Consider the following 13,506-nt stretch of genomic DNA (forward strand, 5'->3'; position numbering starts at 1 on the left):
CTCTCTTAAACGCACCTTTAAAGTGCGCTGTATTTGTCCCTCAATCGCTGTCTTACCCATTCAGCCAGAGAGTTAACAAAGAACGTAAACATAAACAGAATCAATGCCGCCAGGAATAGCAATCGGTAGTGGGAACTGCCCACATCCGATTCCGGCATTTCTATCGCAATGGTCGCGGACAAACTGCGCAACCCTTCAAAAATATTCCAGTCCATGACAGGGGTGTTACCCGTTGCCATCAGAACAATCATGGTTTCGCCTACCGCTCGCCCAAGCCCCATCATGACCGCTGAAAATATGCCTGGGCTTGCCGTCAGTAAGACCACGTAAATCAGCGTTTGCCATTTGGTGGCTCCTAACGCCAATGAACCATCCGACAAATGTTTGGGTACAGAAAATATCGCATCTTCCGCGATGGTGAAGATGGTCGGGATGACAGCGAATCCCATTGCCAAACCGACAACCAGTGCATTTCGCTGATCGTAATCGATCCCAATATTCGCCAGATAAACACGCACATCGCCACCAAACAATGCGCGCTCTAAGTCATGGCTGAATGAAATGATCACCAATGAAAGCGCCAGCAGTGCAGGAATCAATATCAGCCCATGCCAGCCGCTCGGCACTCGGTCTAACCACTTCGCAGGCAAATTATGCCAAATCCAGCCAATCAATATGGTCGAAGCAGGGAGCAGTACTATTAAAGCAATGGTCGATGGCAAATGTGTTTCAATGACAGGAGCCAGCCAGAGGCCCGCTAAGAATCCAATGATAACCGTTGGCAACGCTTCCATTATTTCGATGGCTGGCTTTACGACTTTGCGCATCGGAGCAGACATAAAGTAGGCGGTATAAATCGCTCCAAGAACGGCAATAGGAACGGCAAATAACATGGCAAAAAACGCCGCTTTCAACGTGCCAAACGCAATGGGTACCAGGCTGAACTTGGCTTCAAAATCATCGCTGCCCGATGTGGACTGCCAGACATACTGAGGTTCTGGATAGCCTTCATACCAAACCGATTGCCACAAGGCAGACAAAGAAATTTCTGGGTATTCGTTATCAACAGTAAATACTTGTAGTGAGTGTTCACCCACCGTAAGCAGTCTGTCCTCGTTGCTGGAAACAGCCGCTATCACTGGCGCTTGCTTCAACAACAATTGTGTCAAGGTACGCTCTTCACTGGTGGTGTAAAAGCTGTCTACCTGCCCTCTATCAGAGAAAACGTAAAACCCTTTTCTGTAGTATTCCGGGACAATTAATGAAGTAGCATCAGGTAGTGAGAATTCGCGTATGTAGGAAAGGGTTCTCTGGCGTTCTTTCAACACATCAAACCATTGAGAAACCGTATTGTTCTGATGATGAACCAATAGTGATTGCGCACCCGCTAATAGAGTCATGCTTTTTGCTAGCGCACTTTCATCGCCCTGCGTGATGTCCACCACTTCCCGAACCACAAACCCTTGATTGTGCTTCCACACCATGACGGCAAGGTCATTCTCAGACAACAGGAATAACTGCCTGCCATCTGGCGTCATATTCATGCCAATGAGGTTTTCAAAAGGTCCCTGAATCACCTTACTGGTGTATAAACCATCAAACTCCTGCCACGTAACCAGCTGATTTTGCTCATTCACAAAAGCAAATGTGGCACTTTCATTATTGATAGCAAACGCAAATTGCTGAACACTCAATGGTGCTGCTGCCAAATTCTCTGGCATCCGATATTCGCGTGACTCTACCCTTGGAGAAATACTTCTTCCCTGACCATTAAATTGCACCGCAAAGTTGGGCTTAACCGACTGAATTTCGCCATCTGAATTCAAAAACGCAAACCAACCAGAACTTGCGGGCATTCTGGCGTGTGCTAAAGGAGAAATTTGGATTGAGCGCGACTGCTCGGTAATACCACTTTTCAGGTCTACATAAGTCAGCGTACCTGATTCAGAAAGCACGTACCCAAGCTGACCGTAGTCATCAACACCTGAAGCAAACGTCTGGCTTGGAGCATCAAAAGGAACTGAGGAGATTTGTTCAATTTTCGCGGAGGAAAAAACAGGCAGAACCATGAGTAAAAGATAGAAAAATATCAATAACAGGGCGACTAATACACTGATGCCACCAGCTTTCACTACGTATCGCATAAAACGGTCTTTTATCAACCGTTTACGATCACGTTCTTTTAATGAAAATTCGGTGTGGAGCATCTCTTTGTTCTACCTTTTTATAGTCAATGCCATAATATGTCGATTGGATGACAAAAATATTACAGAAATCCGATAAATCCTTGAAATCTGCTAAATCGCGCCTAATGCAATTGTATGCTGAAATAAAAATGTCATAAAAACATTTTACTTTCATTGAGTTCATTCTCAACACGACGTCAACGTTGGAACAGTACTATGAGTGCGGAAAAACTGTATATAGAAAAGGAACTTAGCTGGCTTTCGTTCAACGAGCGTGTCCTTCAGGAAGCCGCAGACAAAACTGTACCTTTAATAGAACGGGTACGCTTTCTTGGGATCTTCTCCAACAATTTGGATGAATTCTACAAAGTCCGTTTTGCTGACGTTAAACGCCGAATTCTCATCAACCAGGAGCGCGGCGGCAACGACAACTCGCGCCACCTGCTCAGCAAAATGCAGTCGAAAGCCCTCAAGCTTAATCAAGACTTTGATGAACTGTACAACGAACTGATTCTCGAAATGGCGCGCCGCCGGATTTTCTTAGTCAATGAAACTCAACTGAATGAACATCAGGAAAAATGGATTCGAAAGTATTTCCTCAAAGACGTTCTTCCGCACATCACTCCGCTTCTGATTACTGAAGAAATCGATGTCCTGCAGTTTTTAAAAGATGAATACTCTTATTTAAGCGTCGAAATGAAGCGGGATGAATCTTCCCTTTATGCTTTGTTAGAAATCCCAACCGACATTCTTCCTCGCTTTGTGATGGTGCCTGAGCAGAAAGGAAAACGCCGCAAAACCATAATCCTACTCGACAACATCATTCGCTTTTGTCTGGACGACATATTCCGAGGATTTTTTGAATATCAGGAACTGAACTGCTATGCGATGAAGATGACGCGAGATGCAGAGTACGACCTAAGCCACGAGCTTGAACACAGCTTGCTGGAACAAATGTCAGAAGGCTTAAGTCAGCGCCTGACTGCAATGCCAGTACGATTTGTTTATCAGAGAGACATGCCGGAAGAGATGCTGAGCATCTTGTGTAAAAAGCTACAAATGTCGAGCTTCGACAGCCTTATTCCTGGTGGACGCTACCATAATTTCAGAGACTTTATCGGTTTCCCGAACGTGGGTCGTGAGTATTTAGAAAACAAAACGTTACCGCCACTCCGTTGCACGGATTTCGACCGCTTCCCTAACGCATTTGAAGCCATTCGCGCTCAGGATATTTTGCTCTACTACCCTTACCATACGTTTGACCACATGACTGAGCTGGTCAGGCAAGCATCCTTCGACCCGAAAGTGCTGTCCATCAAAATCAATATCTATCGGGTAGCCAAGAACTCCAAGCTCATGAACTCGCTGATCGATGCGGTTCATAACGGCAAGCAAGTTACGGTAGTGGTAGAACTTCAGGCTCGCTTTGATGAGGAAGCTAATATTGAATGGTCTCGGGTACTCACCGAAGCCGGTGTACACGTGGTGTTTGGTGCACCAGGTTTGAAGATTCACTCCAAGCTGCTGCTTATTAGTCGCCGGGAAGGTGAAGACATCACCCGTTATGCTCACATCGGCACAGGCAATTTCCACGAGAAGACAGCCCGAATTTACACCGACTTTTCTTTGCTTACGGCGCAAAAAGAAATCACCAATGAAGTTCGCAACGTATTCGGCTACATAGAGAACCCTTATCGTCCAGTGAAGTTTACAGAACTGATTGTGTCGCCGCGAAACTCTCGCCAGCAACTTTATCGTCTGATCGATGGTGAGATTGCCAATGCCAAGATGGGCAAAAAAGCAGGTATCACCTTAAAAGTGAACAATCTGGTCGATAAAGGTTTAGTCAATAAACTCTATGGCGCAAACAACGCAGGTGTAAACATTCGAATGGTCATACGAGGTATGTGTTCGCTGGTTCCAGGAATAGAAGGGGTTAGTGAAAACATTAAGATCATTAGCATTGTCGATAGGTTTCTAGAGCACCCGAGAGTATTCATCACTGAGAATGATGGCGATCCTTTGGTATACATTTCGTCGGCAGACTGGATGACCCGAAACATTGATCATCGCATTGAGGTTGCAGCCCCAGTTCAGGACCCAAGGCTGAAACAAAGAATTATCGATATAGTGAATATACATTTCACCGATACGGTGAAAGCACGGTGGTTCGATAAAGAAATGAGTAATGCCTACGTACCGCGCGGAAATAAGAGAAAAGTCCGCTCACAAATTGCTATTTATGAATATTTGAAGCACATTGAAAAACAGGAAAGGAAAAAATGGCAATCAACAATAAGTCATGACTGAGATTGAATCACGCGATATCGCAGCAATAGACCTTGGCTCAAATAGTTTTCATATGGTCGTCGCCAAGGTTGTCGGGCAAGACCTGCAAATAGTCAGCCGACACAAACAAAGAGTACGACTGGCATCTGGCTTAGATAGCCTCAACAACCTTGACAACAGCGCCATCCAACGAGGATTAGACTGCCTCAAAATCTTTGCGGAACGTTTGCAGGGGTTTGAACCAGAAAACGTTCGGATAGCCGCCACTCACACACTTCGGCAAGCCAATAACGCTCACATTTTCATTCAGCGAGCGGCTGAAATACTCCCTTTTCCCATTGAAGTGATCTCTGGTCTTGAAGAAGGACGTCTTATCTATACAGGTGTCGCCCATACTCAACCTGAATCGGAAACCAAGCTGGTTATTGATATTGGCGGTGGCAGTACAGAGATGATCATCGGAACCGGGTTTGAACCTAAGATGATCAACAGTAAGCGAATGGGTTGCGTGAGCTTTACCGACAAATATTTTGCAAACGGTAAGCTAAATCGGAAGAACTTCAACAAAGCTGAAATTGCCGTTGAGCAGCGGCTAGAGTCTCTCACCAACAAATACATAAAACACGGATGGGATGTCGCCATTGGCTCTTCTGGCACCACAAAAGCAATCCGTGAAGTACTGATCAATATGGGCTTTGAAGATGGCATCATCACCCTTAAACGCCTACAAAAGCTGATTGATGAGCTGCTTCAGTTTGAGCAAATTGATGATGTGTCGCTGCCCGGTCTGACTGAAGAGCGGCAACCCGTCTTTGCAGCTGGCGTGGTTATCTTAGAAGGTATTTTCAAAGCGCTGTCCATAGACAAACTTCACTTCTCTCCGGGCGCTTTGCGTGAAGGGTTGCTCTATGAGATGGAAGAGCGTTTCGAGCGCAGTGACATTCGAATGCGTACCACTGAAAACCTCGCCCGCAAGCACTTAGTGGATCTGGAACACGCGGATAAGGTGCGCAAACAAGCCCGAAAATTTCTAGAGCAGTTAGCTCCCGATTTAGGTATTAAGAAGTCTAGCGAGTTGTTTGACCTTCTGGAATGGAGCGCCATGCTTCATGAAGTCGGTCTCAGCATTAGCTATCAGGGGTTTCATCGCCACTCTGAGTACATTCTGAAGAACACCAATATGCCAGGGTTCAATCAGGAGCAACAATTGGTATTGGCTTCATTAGCTCGTTTTCAGAGAAAAGCACTAAAGCTTCATGAACTGCCGGAATTCGCACTCTTCAAAACCAAACATATCTTGCCGCTTATTCGAATTATGCGCTTAGCTGTTCTCATTAATGGGCAGCGCAATGACACGCCATTACCTGACATTCAAATACAAGTGAATGACGATACGTGGACATTGAGCTGTGATGAGGAAAACTGGCTAGAGGACAATAAACTCCTTGAGGCAGACTTAGAGTTAGAAAGAGACATATGGAAAACGGCAGACTGGACTCTGAAATTCTGACTCTTTCAGAATCAAAAACGCCGAGTGGTTAGTGTCTGTTGACCTTAGACTCGGCGTTTTTCTATTTCATACTGGGGTTTTGACTCTAAAGCCCAACTTTCTCTAATTCTCGCTCAGCCATTTCTGGAGAGATAGGAACGTAGCCATCCTTAGAGACCAGAGCTTGCCCTTCTTCTGAAAAAATAAAGCGAATGAATTCTGCTTCCAGTGGGCTGAGCGGCTTAGTGGGGTGTTTATTCACGTACACGTAGAGGAAACGAGATAACGGGTAGACCCCAGACAAAATATTGCTTCGGCTAGCAGAGATGTATTCTCCACCGTTTCCTGAAATCGGTAATAATCGAACACCGGATACCAAATACCCTACACCAGAGTAACCAATGGTATTGATTGAAGATGCGACTGACTGAACAACGGATGCACTGCCGGGCTGTTCATTCACATTGCGTTTGAAGTCACCGCCACACAAAGCATTTTGCTTAAAGTACCCATATGTCCCTGAAACCGAGTTTCGCCCGAACAATTGTAGCCTTCTCTTTGCCCAGTCTTGCTCAATACCCAACTGCTTCCAGTTCTCTATAGATTCATTTGAACCACAACGAAGGGTAGAAGAAAAGATGCTGTCTATCTGTGTGAAATTCAGCCCTTCAATAGGATTGTCTTTATGGACAAAGATTCCGATAGCGTCAATCGCGATTCTCAGTGCCGTTGGTTTGTAACCATGCTGACGCTCAAACGCCTCTTCCTCTCGCGCTCGCATCGGACGGCTCATAGGACCAAACTGCGCCGTTTCTTCCACCAGAGCGGGCGTTGCTGTGGAGGAACCTGAAGCCTGAACCTGAACGTTTATGTTGGGGTAAATGTCGTTAAACTCTTCGACCCAGAGCGTCATCATGCTGGCTAGTGTATCCGACCCTACAGACGAAAGGTTACCCGAGATACCATTGACCTTTTGGTAGGGTTCGAGTTTTTCCTCGGCTTGAGCAAATGGCATGAAGAATCCAAGTAAAACGAATATCAGAAACTTCATAGTCTAGACTCTACCGACAGCCTTTTAGGCAGAACAAACGAGAAGCAACTGCCTTTGCCTACTTCACTTTGAATATTCAGATGCGAATCGTGATGGCTTAGAGCGTGTTTTACGATGGCGAGCCCTAATCCGCTGCCGCCTGTTTCGCGAGAACGTGCTTTGTCTACCCGATAGAATCGTTCGGTCAGTCGATGGATATGTTGCGGTTCGATACCATCACCTGTGTCTGCCACTTTCAATTCCGGTCCTTCCAGAGTTTGATGCCAGAGCACAGACACCTCTGCACCCGGAGGGGTGTACTTCACTGCATTGTAAACCAGATTAGAAATGGCACTGCGAAGCTGATCTTCATCGCCATACACATGGAGCTTGTCATCCACTTCAAATTTAAATACATGTCCATCTTCACCGCTGAGCGTGGTTGCCTCTTTCTCTAACACTTCCAGCATGCCGGGCACATTCACCACTTCATCCAATTCGTGCATTGGTGCAGCTTCAATTTTGGATAGAGTCAGTAATTGGTTAACCAGGCTATTCATTCTGTTGAGTTGCTCGGTCATTACTCCGTGCGCTTTACCCCACATCGGACCCACCAGCATCTCAGGGTCTTGAGTCATTTCCAGATAACCCTGAAGCACGGTCATTGGTGTGCGCAGCTCATGGGAAACATTGGCAAAGAAATTACGACGCATACCCTCTAGCTGCTTAACCTGAGAAACATCACGCACCACCATCAGGTGCTCACCTTCGGTGTAAGGCACAATACGAAGTTCCAGAATACGCTCCACATTAAGCGGAGAGCGCATTTCTAAAGGCTCTGAAAAATCTTGCTTATTGAGATATTTGATGAAATCAGGGGTTCGGATCAGATTCGAAATAGGCTGTCCAGAATCGTCTGGCCAACGAAAACCCAAAAGGTGCTGAGCCAACTTGTTGCACCAGACAATGTTACCTTCACCTCGAAATACAACAACCGCATCGGGTAAGGATTCCGCACCATTTCGGAAACGGCGAATCAGGTTGGTCAACTCTTTGCGTTTTTTTCGCTGACGTTGCTGAATGCGGTAAATGCCGTTGAATAACGACTCCCACATTCCTGTACCAGCAGGAGGGGTGAGCCTCTTATCATCCCAGAGCCAGGTCGACAGTCTTACCTGGTTATGTAACTGCCACCCAAGCTGAATCGCCGTGGCTGCTAACAGCAACCACGGCATGTATCCGAATATCCACCCTATCACTACCCAAGGGAGGTAAAAAAAAGCCAGCGACCAGGCTAGCTTTTTCCAGGTTAACCTTTCTACCATTCGCTCTCCACGTGTCTTTTGACCTTATGCTCGTGTAGAGAATCGATAACCCGCGCCACGCACGGTCTGTACTAATTTGTCATGACCCGCACCTTCTAACGCCTTTCGCAGGCGACGAATGTGAACATCTACCGTGCGGTCTTCTACATAAACGTTGGTTCCCCAAACATTATTTAGAAGCTGTTCCCGGCTGTAAACACGTTCTTGGTGGGTCATAAAGAAATGCAGCATCTTGAATTCAGTTGGTCCCATATCCAACGCCTGTTCATTGGCAGTTACTCGGTGAGAAACCGGGTCTAACTTCAGACCCTGAACATCGATTACGTCTTCTAAGGCAGTTGGAGTGACGCGGCGAATAACCGCTTTCAGACGAGCGATAAGCTCTTTCGGGGAGAAAGGCTTGGTGATGTAGTCATCCGCACCGACTTCCAGACCGCGAACTTTGTCTTCCTCTTCACCGCGAGCGGTAAGCATCACAACTGGAATATTCTTAGTCAGCTCTTCACGTTTCAGATGCTTGATAAAGTTAATGCCAGAACCGCCTGGCAGCATCCAATCCAGTAAAATCAGATCTGGGTAGGGTTCGCAAAGTTTGCTGATAGCAGTATCGTAATCTTCTGCTTCGACAGCTTGGTAACCTTTTTGCTCAAGTACGAAACACAACATCTCTCTGATAGGTGCTTCATCTTCAACAACCAGAATCCTTCTAGACATAATTGAATTACCTTTAAATTTAATCAACGTCATGCATTATCGTGATTAATTATGACACTTTTGTGACCCTTGAAAACAAATTTTCACATAAGTTTCATTGTGCAATTTCCAGTTTCGTTCAGGACAAACTCGGAAAAATCCCCTATCATCAGCCCCCTAAACAGAATAAGACGAGAATGGATATGTGGTTTAAAAACTGCCTGGTATATCGCTTTAATCGCGATATCGAATTTAACGCCGAAAAATTAGAAGAACAGCTGCAAGAGTTTCGCTTCACACCGTGTGGCAGCCAGGACAAACAAAAGTTTGGCTGGACAACAGCCATGGGCAGACACGGCGATATGATGACCCACGTGTCTGACAATCAGATCCTTATCTGTGCCAAAAAAGAAGAAAAGATGCTGCCCGCTTCTGTCATTAAAGAATCGCTCAATGCCAAAGTTGAAGCGATGGAAGCCGAAGAAGGTCGCCCTCTTAAAAAGAAAGAGAAGGACACGCTAAAAGAAGACATCATCATCGATCTTCTTCCGCGAGCGTTCAGCCGCAGTAATGTCACGTTTGTACTTATTATGCCTAAGGATGGCTTTATCCTTGTTGATGCAAGCAGCTACAAGAAAGCAGAAGATGTGCTGGCATTACTGCGTAAAACCATGGGCAGTTTGCCCGTTGTTCCAGCCATTCCAGAGCAGGCGGTTGAATCCACCATGACTGAATGGGTGAAAACATCGAACACCGCGACAGGCTTCACTATGCTAGATGAAGCTGAGTTAAAATCCGTACTGGAAGATGGTGGTGTGATTCGCTGTAAGAAGCAAGAATTGTCCGCAGATGAAATCCTGTCTCACATTGAAGCCAACAAGCTGGTGACCAAGCTTGCACTGAACTGGGAAGACAGAATCGAGTTCATTCTCGCCGATGATGGCAGTATCAAGCGCCTGAAATTCAGTGATGAGCTCAAAGACCAGAACGAAGACATTCCAAGAGAAGATCAGGCGGCACGATTCGATGCAGACTTCTCACTGATGTGCGGAGAATTCAGTGCTTTCCTTCCATCACTTTATGACGCTTTGGGCGGCCTGCCACATAGTGAGTAACAAGCAAACTTTCTAGGTATAAGGTGCTTGCAACTATCTGTTTTAATATGAGTAGCTTGCACCTGCTTTTCAAATGTGAATCAAGTCGAGTGTTTATGTAACTATTCTAGAACAGACATCTCATTACATGTAGCTTACGCGCCCTCTGACTTTCGCAAAGCTATAAAGGGAATGAATGTGAAAATAAAAGTTGCATTGGCGTGTATTACTACACTTGTACTATCTGGTTGTGGTGGCGGTAACAACGGGGATAATAATGTCGAGGCAACAATCTCTGAACCTGTTTCATCACGTATATCTAAGAAGTTTGTAGATTTTGATAGTGATGGTGTACCTGAGTTTGAAACTCTATATACCTACAATAGCGACGGATACGTTACTTCAGAGCTCACCCGTCGGCTCACAACCGACAAGGATCTATCGTATGGTTCATTACGTACAAAGCAAGATACATTCGAGGTTGTAACAAACTTTGATGACCAGAACTTTCCCACATACATAGAAGAAATCATAGATGGAGTAAGTAGATCGAAAGCTGTGTTTACATTTAGTGGTTCAAATAGAATAGGTGATATCGTCGAGGGAGATAAAACATATCGTTTTTTCTATGACTCAGAAGGGAAAGCACAAAAAGCTGAGCTTTATGATTCTGATAACAATGTGTCAGATACCTACACATATACTTACAATGAACTTGGCCAGCTAATTAAAACTCAATCTAATAATATGAGTTTGGATTTCAACTGGAACAAAAATAACTTAGTCAGTGAATTACATTTGTCTTTTAACACTAATCATCTGAAGGTTTCCCAAGATAGGTACTACACATACGAAAGTGGAAGACTTAAAACGGAAAGCATTGACAGTTCCACTTCTCTCGGTAGTCAAAAAACTGAAAAACATTCCACTCTTGTTGAGTTTATAATTGATGAAAAAGCGGGCAAGACTGTCGGAGAAAAACGGACATCTAAAGATGAAAAAGGTGACATTAATAGTCCCTTTTCATACGAAACTTCTTATGAAACAGAGGAAGGTGAATGCATGGAAGTCGGAAGATTACACTCACAACTGTATAAGTCTCCAATTAAAAGCGGTAAGACCACACAACTGCTTAACAACTGTAGCCTTTAACTTCTCGGCTAATACCCACACAAATTTACTGGTAAGAACCTTCCAGAAAGCGTAAAATTTGCGCCCTCCGATGCCACTGGGTGGCATCGGTCTGACTTGAAATCAGAAATAGAGAAGAAGCAATGTTCAAACCAGAATTACTGTCGCCGGCAGGAAGCCTTAAAAATATGCGTTACGCATTTGCCTATGGAGCCGATGCGGTATATGCCGGTCAACCCCGTTACAGCCTTCGTGTTCGTAACAATGAATTCAATCATGAGAACCTGAAAATAGGCATCGACGAAGCCCATGCTCAAGGCAAAAAGCTTTATGTCGTCTGCAACATTCAGCCTCACAACTCTAAGCTCAAAACCTTTATCCGCGATTTAAAACCAGTTGTGGAGATGAATCCCGATGCGCTTATCATGTCGGACCCTGGTCTTATTATGATGGTGCGTGAAGCGTTTCCTGATATGCCAATCCATCTGTCGGTTCAGGCTAACGCGGTAAACTGGGCAACGGTAAAATTCTGGGCAGCAAATGGCGTTGAACGCGTGATTGTATCTCGTGAGTTGTCGTTAGAAGAAATTGAAGAAATTCGTGAACATTGCCCTGAAACAGAATTAGAAGTCTTCGTCCATGGTGCATTATGCATGGCATATTCCGGACGCTGCCTGCTGTCTGGCTACATGAACAAACGTGATCCTAATCAAGGTACCTGTACTAATGCGTGCCGATGGGAATACAACGTAGAGCAAGGAAAAGAAGACGAATCTGGTCAGATCGTAGAAAAATTTGACCCTACAGAAGCGCAAAGCATTGAAGTACAGGATGAACGCCCAGACAACACTCTAGGCCTAGGTAAGCCAACGGATGAAGTAGTTCTTTTATCTGAAAGCCATCGTCCGGAAGAAAAAATGGCGGCATTCGAAGATGAACACGGCACCTACATCATGAACTCGAAAGATTTACGTGCGGTTCAGCATGTCGAGAGATTGACTAAAATGGGTGTACACTCACTGAAAATCGAAGGTCGTACTAAGTCTTTCTACTACTGTGCGCGCACCGCTCAGGTATACCGCAAAGCAATCGATGACGCCGTCGCGGGTAAACCGTTCGATGAAACACTGATGGGCACATTGGAAAGTCTTGCTCATCGTGGTTACACAGAGGGTTTTCTTCGCAGGCACACTCACGATAGATACCAAAATTATGACTACGGATACTCAGTCTCTGATTCTCAGCAATTTGTGGGAGAGTTTACGGGTAAGCGTCGTGGCGATCTGGCTGAAGTCGAAGTGAAGAATAAATTTGTACTCGGCGATACGTTAGAGCTAATGACACCGCAAGGAAACGTTACCTTCACGCTCGAAGCGATGGAAAACCGTAAATCCCAAGCTGTTGATGACGCCAAAGGTAATGGGCACTTCGTATTTATTCCGGTTCCGGAAGAAGTGGACCTGGACTATGCACTGCTTATGCGTAATCTAAACTCAGGACAAGATACCCGTAACCCAACAGGTAAGTAAGCAATGGCGTTGCTGATTAAAGACAGCTGCATCAACTGCGATATGTGTGACCCGGAATGCCCGAATGGTGCTATTTCCATGGGTGACAGTATTTACGAGATCGACCCTGACTTGTGTACTGAATGCAAAGGGCACTATGAAAAGCCAACGTGTCAGTCCGTTTGCCCAATCACTAAATGTATCGTGGTAGACCCCAATCATGTCGAAACGGATGAGCAGTTACTTGAAAAGTTTGTCATCATTCAAGGATTGGCGTAACCGCTATTGAAACAAGCTAAATAATAAAAAATAGCCCGGATTTAACCGGGCTATTTTTTTGTGTCCATTAAATAAAGTAAACGCTTAATAGTGTTCTGCGTTGTCGTAATATTCATTTGACTTCAATGCTGTAAATATCACCGCAACATCCACATCACTTCCAACAACTTGACGCAGACGTTCAGTAACGACTTTAGCCACTTTATCTTGCGTTTCCTGACCACGATCGAACCATAAAATTTCTACAAATGGATAAGCAGGTTCAACTTTGCCACTGTGGAAGAAAGTTGAGTAGATGTATTCGAAGGTAAAATCTTCGTTTGGGCAATCCATTAGAGGTTGTAGGTCCTCTAATAAGACTTCGGAAAGTGTTTGTACAGTTTGTGGCTCTACAGCTCGAAAACGCAAATGCGGCATGACATGCTTCCTATTATTAATTTGGTAGAAAGCATATCACGGTTCTATTCATGAGTTATCAGATT

At 45.0% G+C, this 13,506-nt stretch carries 11 protein-coding genes; 6 read left to right on the forward strand and 5 right to left on the reverse strand.

Annotated elements, in window-relative coordinates:
• Window positions 1-17: 17 nt before the first annotated feature.
• Window positions 18-2,207: an ABC transporter permease subunit gene (locus tag QMG91_RS14570; RefSeq protein ID WP_281827323.1), complete on the reverse strand. Its 2,190-nt coding sequence runs from the start codon at window positions 2,205-2,207 to the stop codon at window positions 18-20.
• A gap of 195 nt (window positions 2,208-2,402) precedes the next feature.
• Here QMG91_RS14570 and ppk1 point away from each other — a divergent pair, with 195 nt between their 5' ends.
• Window positions 2,403-4,496: a polyphosphate kinase 1 gene (ppk1, locus tag QMG91_RS14575; protein WP_022591020.1), complete on the forward strand. Its 2,094-nt coding sequence runs from the start codon at window positions 2,403-2,405 to the stop codon at window positions 4,494-4,496.
• The gene (ppx, locus tag QMG91_RS14580) at window positions 4,489-5,985 is read left to right on the forward strand and encodes an exopolyphosphatase (RefSeq protein ID WP_022600283.1); all 1,497 of its coding nucleotides are present in this window, start codon (window positions 4,489-4,491) and stop codon (window positions 5,983-5,985) included. The genes ppk1 and ppx overlap by 8 nt, the downstream gene beginning before the upstream one ends.
• Window positions 5,986-6,070: 85 nt before the next feature.
• On the opposite strand, the gene QMG91_RS14585 is transcribed toward ppx, so the two are convergent.
• From QMG91_RS14585 to phoB, 3 genes are read right to left on the reverse strand one after another with little or no spacing between them, the layout of a single operon-like run.
• Window positions 6,071-7,015 carry a PstS family phosphate ABC transporter substrate-binding protein gene (locus QMG91_RS14585; protein ID WP_281827325.1) on the reverse strand — a complete coding sequence of 315 codons (945 nt, stop codon included), beginning with the start codon at window positions 7,013-7,015 and terminating at the stop codon, window positions 6,071-6,073.
• On the reverse strand, window positions 7,012-8,319 hold the full coding sequence (phoR, locus tag QMG91_RS14590; protein WP_281827327.1) for a phosphate regulon sensor histidine kinase PhoR: 1,308 nt from the start codon (window positions 8,317-8,319) through the stop codon (window positions 7,012-7,014). Before phoR ends, QMG91_RS14585 begins: the two co-directional genes overlap by 4 nt.
• 24 nt (window positions 8,320-8,343) lie before the next feature.
• On the reverse strand, window positions 8,344-9,033 hold the full coding sequence (phoB, locus tag QMG91_RS14595; protein ID WP_004400020.1) for a phosphate regulon transcriptional regulator PhoB: 690 nt from the start codon (window positions 9,031-9,033) through the stop codon (window positions 8,344-8,346).
• A gap of 182 nt (window positions 9,034-9,215) precedes the next feature.
• On the opposite strand from phoB, the gene rdgC reads away from it, so the two are divergent.
• From rdgC to QMG91_RS14615, 4 genes are all read left to right on the forward strand, one after another.
• Complete coding sequence (gene rdgC / locus QMG91_RS14600) at window positions 9,216-10,127, forward strand: recombination-associated protein RdgC (protein WP_281827330.1); 912 nt, start codon at window positions 9,216-9,218, stop codon at window positions 10,125-10,127.
• Between the two features lie 177 nt (window positions 10,128-10,304).
• The gene (locus QMG91_RS14605) at window positions 10,305-11,258 is read left to right on the forward strand and encodes a hypothetical protein (protein ID WP_281827331.1); all 954 of its coding nucleotides are present in this window, start codon (window positions 10,305-10,307) and stop codon (window positions 11,256-11,258) included.
• Between the two features lie 122 nt (window positions 11,259-11,380).
• Window positions 11,381-12,766: a prephenate-dependent tRNA uridine(34) hydroxylase TrhP gene (trhP, locus tag QMG91_RS14610; protein WP_223096005.1), complete on the forward strand. Its 1,386-nt coding sequence runs from the start codon at window positions 11,381-11,383 to the stop codon at window positions 12,764-12,766.
• A gap of 3 nt (window positions 12,767-12,769) precedes the next feature.
• Window positions 12,770-13,024, forward strand: coding sequence for a YfhL family 4Fe-4S dicluster ferredoxin (locus QMG91_RS14615; RefSeq protein ID WP_004400024.1), 255 nt, complete (start codon window positions 12,770-12,772; stop codon window positions 13,022-13,024).
• Between the two features lie 84 nt (window positions 13,025-13,108).
• Here the strand turns inward: QMG91_RS14615 and QMG91_RS14620 are convergent, their stop codons facing one another.
• Window positions 13,109-13,441, reverse strand: coding sequence for a DUF1904 domain-containing protein (locus tag QMG91_RS14620; protein ID WP_004400025.1), 333 nt, complete (start codon window positions 13,439-13,441; stop codon window positions 13,109-13,111).
• Window positions 13,442-13,506 lie beyond the last annotated feature (65 nt).

Origin of the sequence: Vibrio nigripulchritudo (assembly GCF_027924785.1) — a bacterium.
Lineage (GTDB): Bacteria > Pseudomonadota > Gammaproteobacteria > Enterobacterales > Vibrionaceae > Vibrio > Vibrio nigripulchritudo.

Excerpts from the sequence above, each read along its gene's own strand:
- QMG91_RS14615 (WP_004400024.1), top strand. The coding sequence starts at position 12,770 with ATGGCGTTGCTGATTAAAGACAGCTGCATCAACTGCGATATGTGTGAC.
- ppx (WP_022600283.1), top strand. The coding sequence starts at position 4,489 with ATGACTGAGATTGAATCACGCGATATCGCAGCAATAGACCTTGGCTCA.
- trhP (WP_223096005.1), top strand. The coding sequence starts at position 11,381 with ATGTTCAAACCAGAATTACTGTCGCCGGCAGGAAGCCTTAAAAATATG.
- phoB (WP_004400020.1), bottom strand. The coding sequence starts at position 9,033 with ATGTCTAGAAGGATTCTGGTTGTTGAAGATGAAGCACCTATCAGAGAG.
- QMG91_RS14620 (WP_004400025.1), bottom strand. The coding sequence starts at position 13,441 with ATGCCGCATTTGCGTTTTCGAGCTGTAGAGCCACAAACTGTACAAACA.
- phoR (WP_281827327.1), bottom strand. The coding sequence starts at position 8,319 with ATGGTAGAAAGGTTAACCTGGAAAAAGCTAGCCTGGTCGCTGGCTTTT.
- ppk1 (WP_022591020.1), top strand. The coding sequence starts at position 2,403 with ATGAGTGCGGAAAAACTGTATATAGAAAAGGAACTTAGCTGGCTTTCG.
- QMG91_RS14585 (WP_281827325.1), bottom strand. The coding sequence starts at position 7,015 with ATGAAGTTTCTGATATTCGTTTTACTTGGATTCTTCATGCCATTTGCT.
- rdgC (WP_281827330.1), top strand. The coding sequence starts at position 9,216 with ATGTGGTTTAAAAACTGCCTGGTATATCGCTTTAATCGCGATATCGAA.
- QMG91_RS14570 (WP_281827323.1), bottom strand. The coding sequence starts at position 2,207 with ATGCTCCACACCGAATTTTCATTAAAAGAACGTGATCGTAAACGGTTG.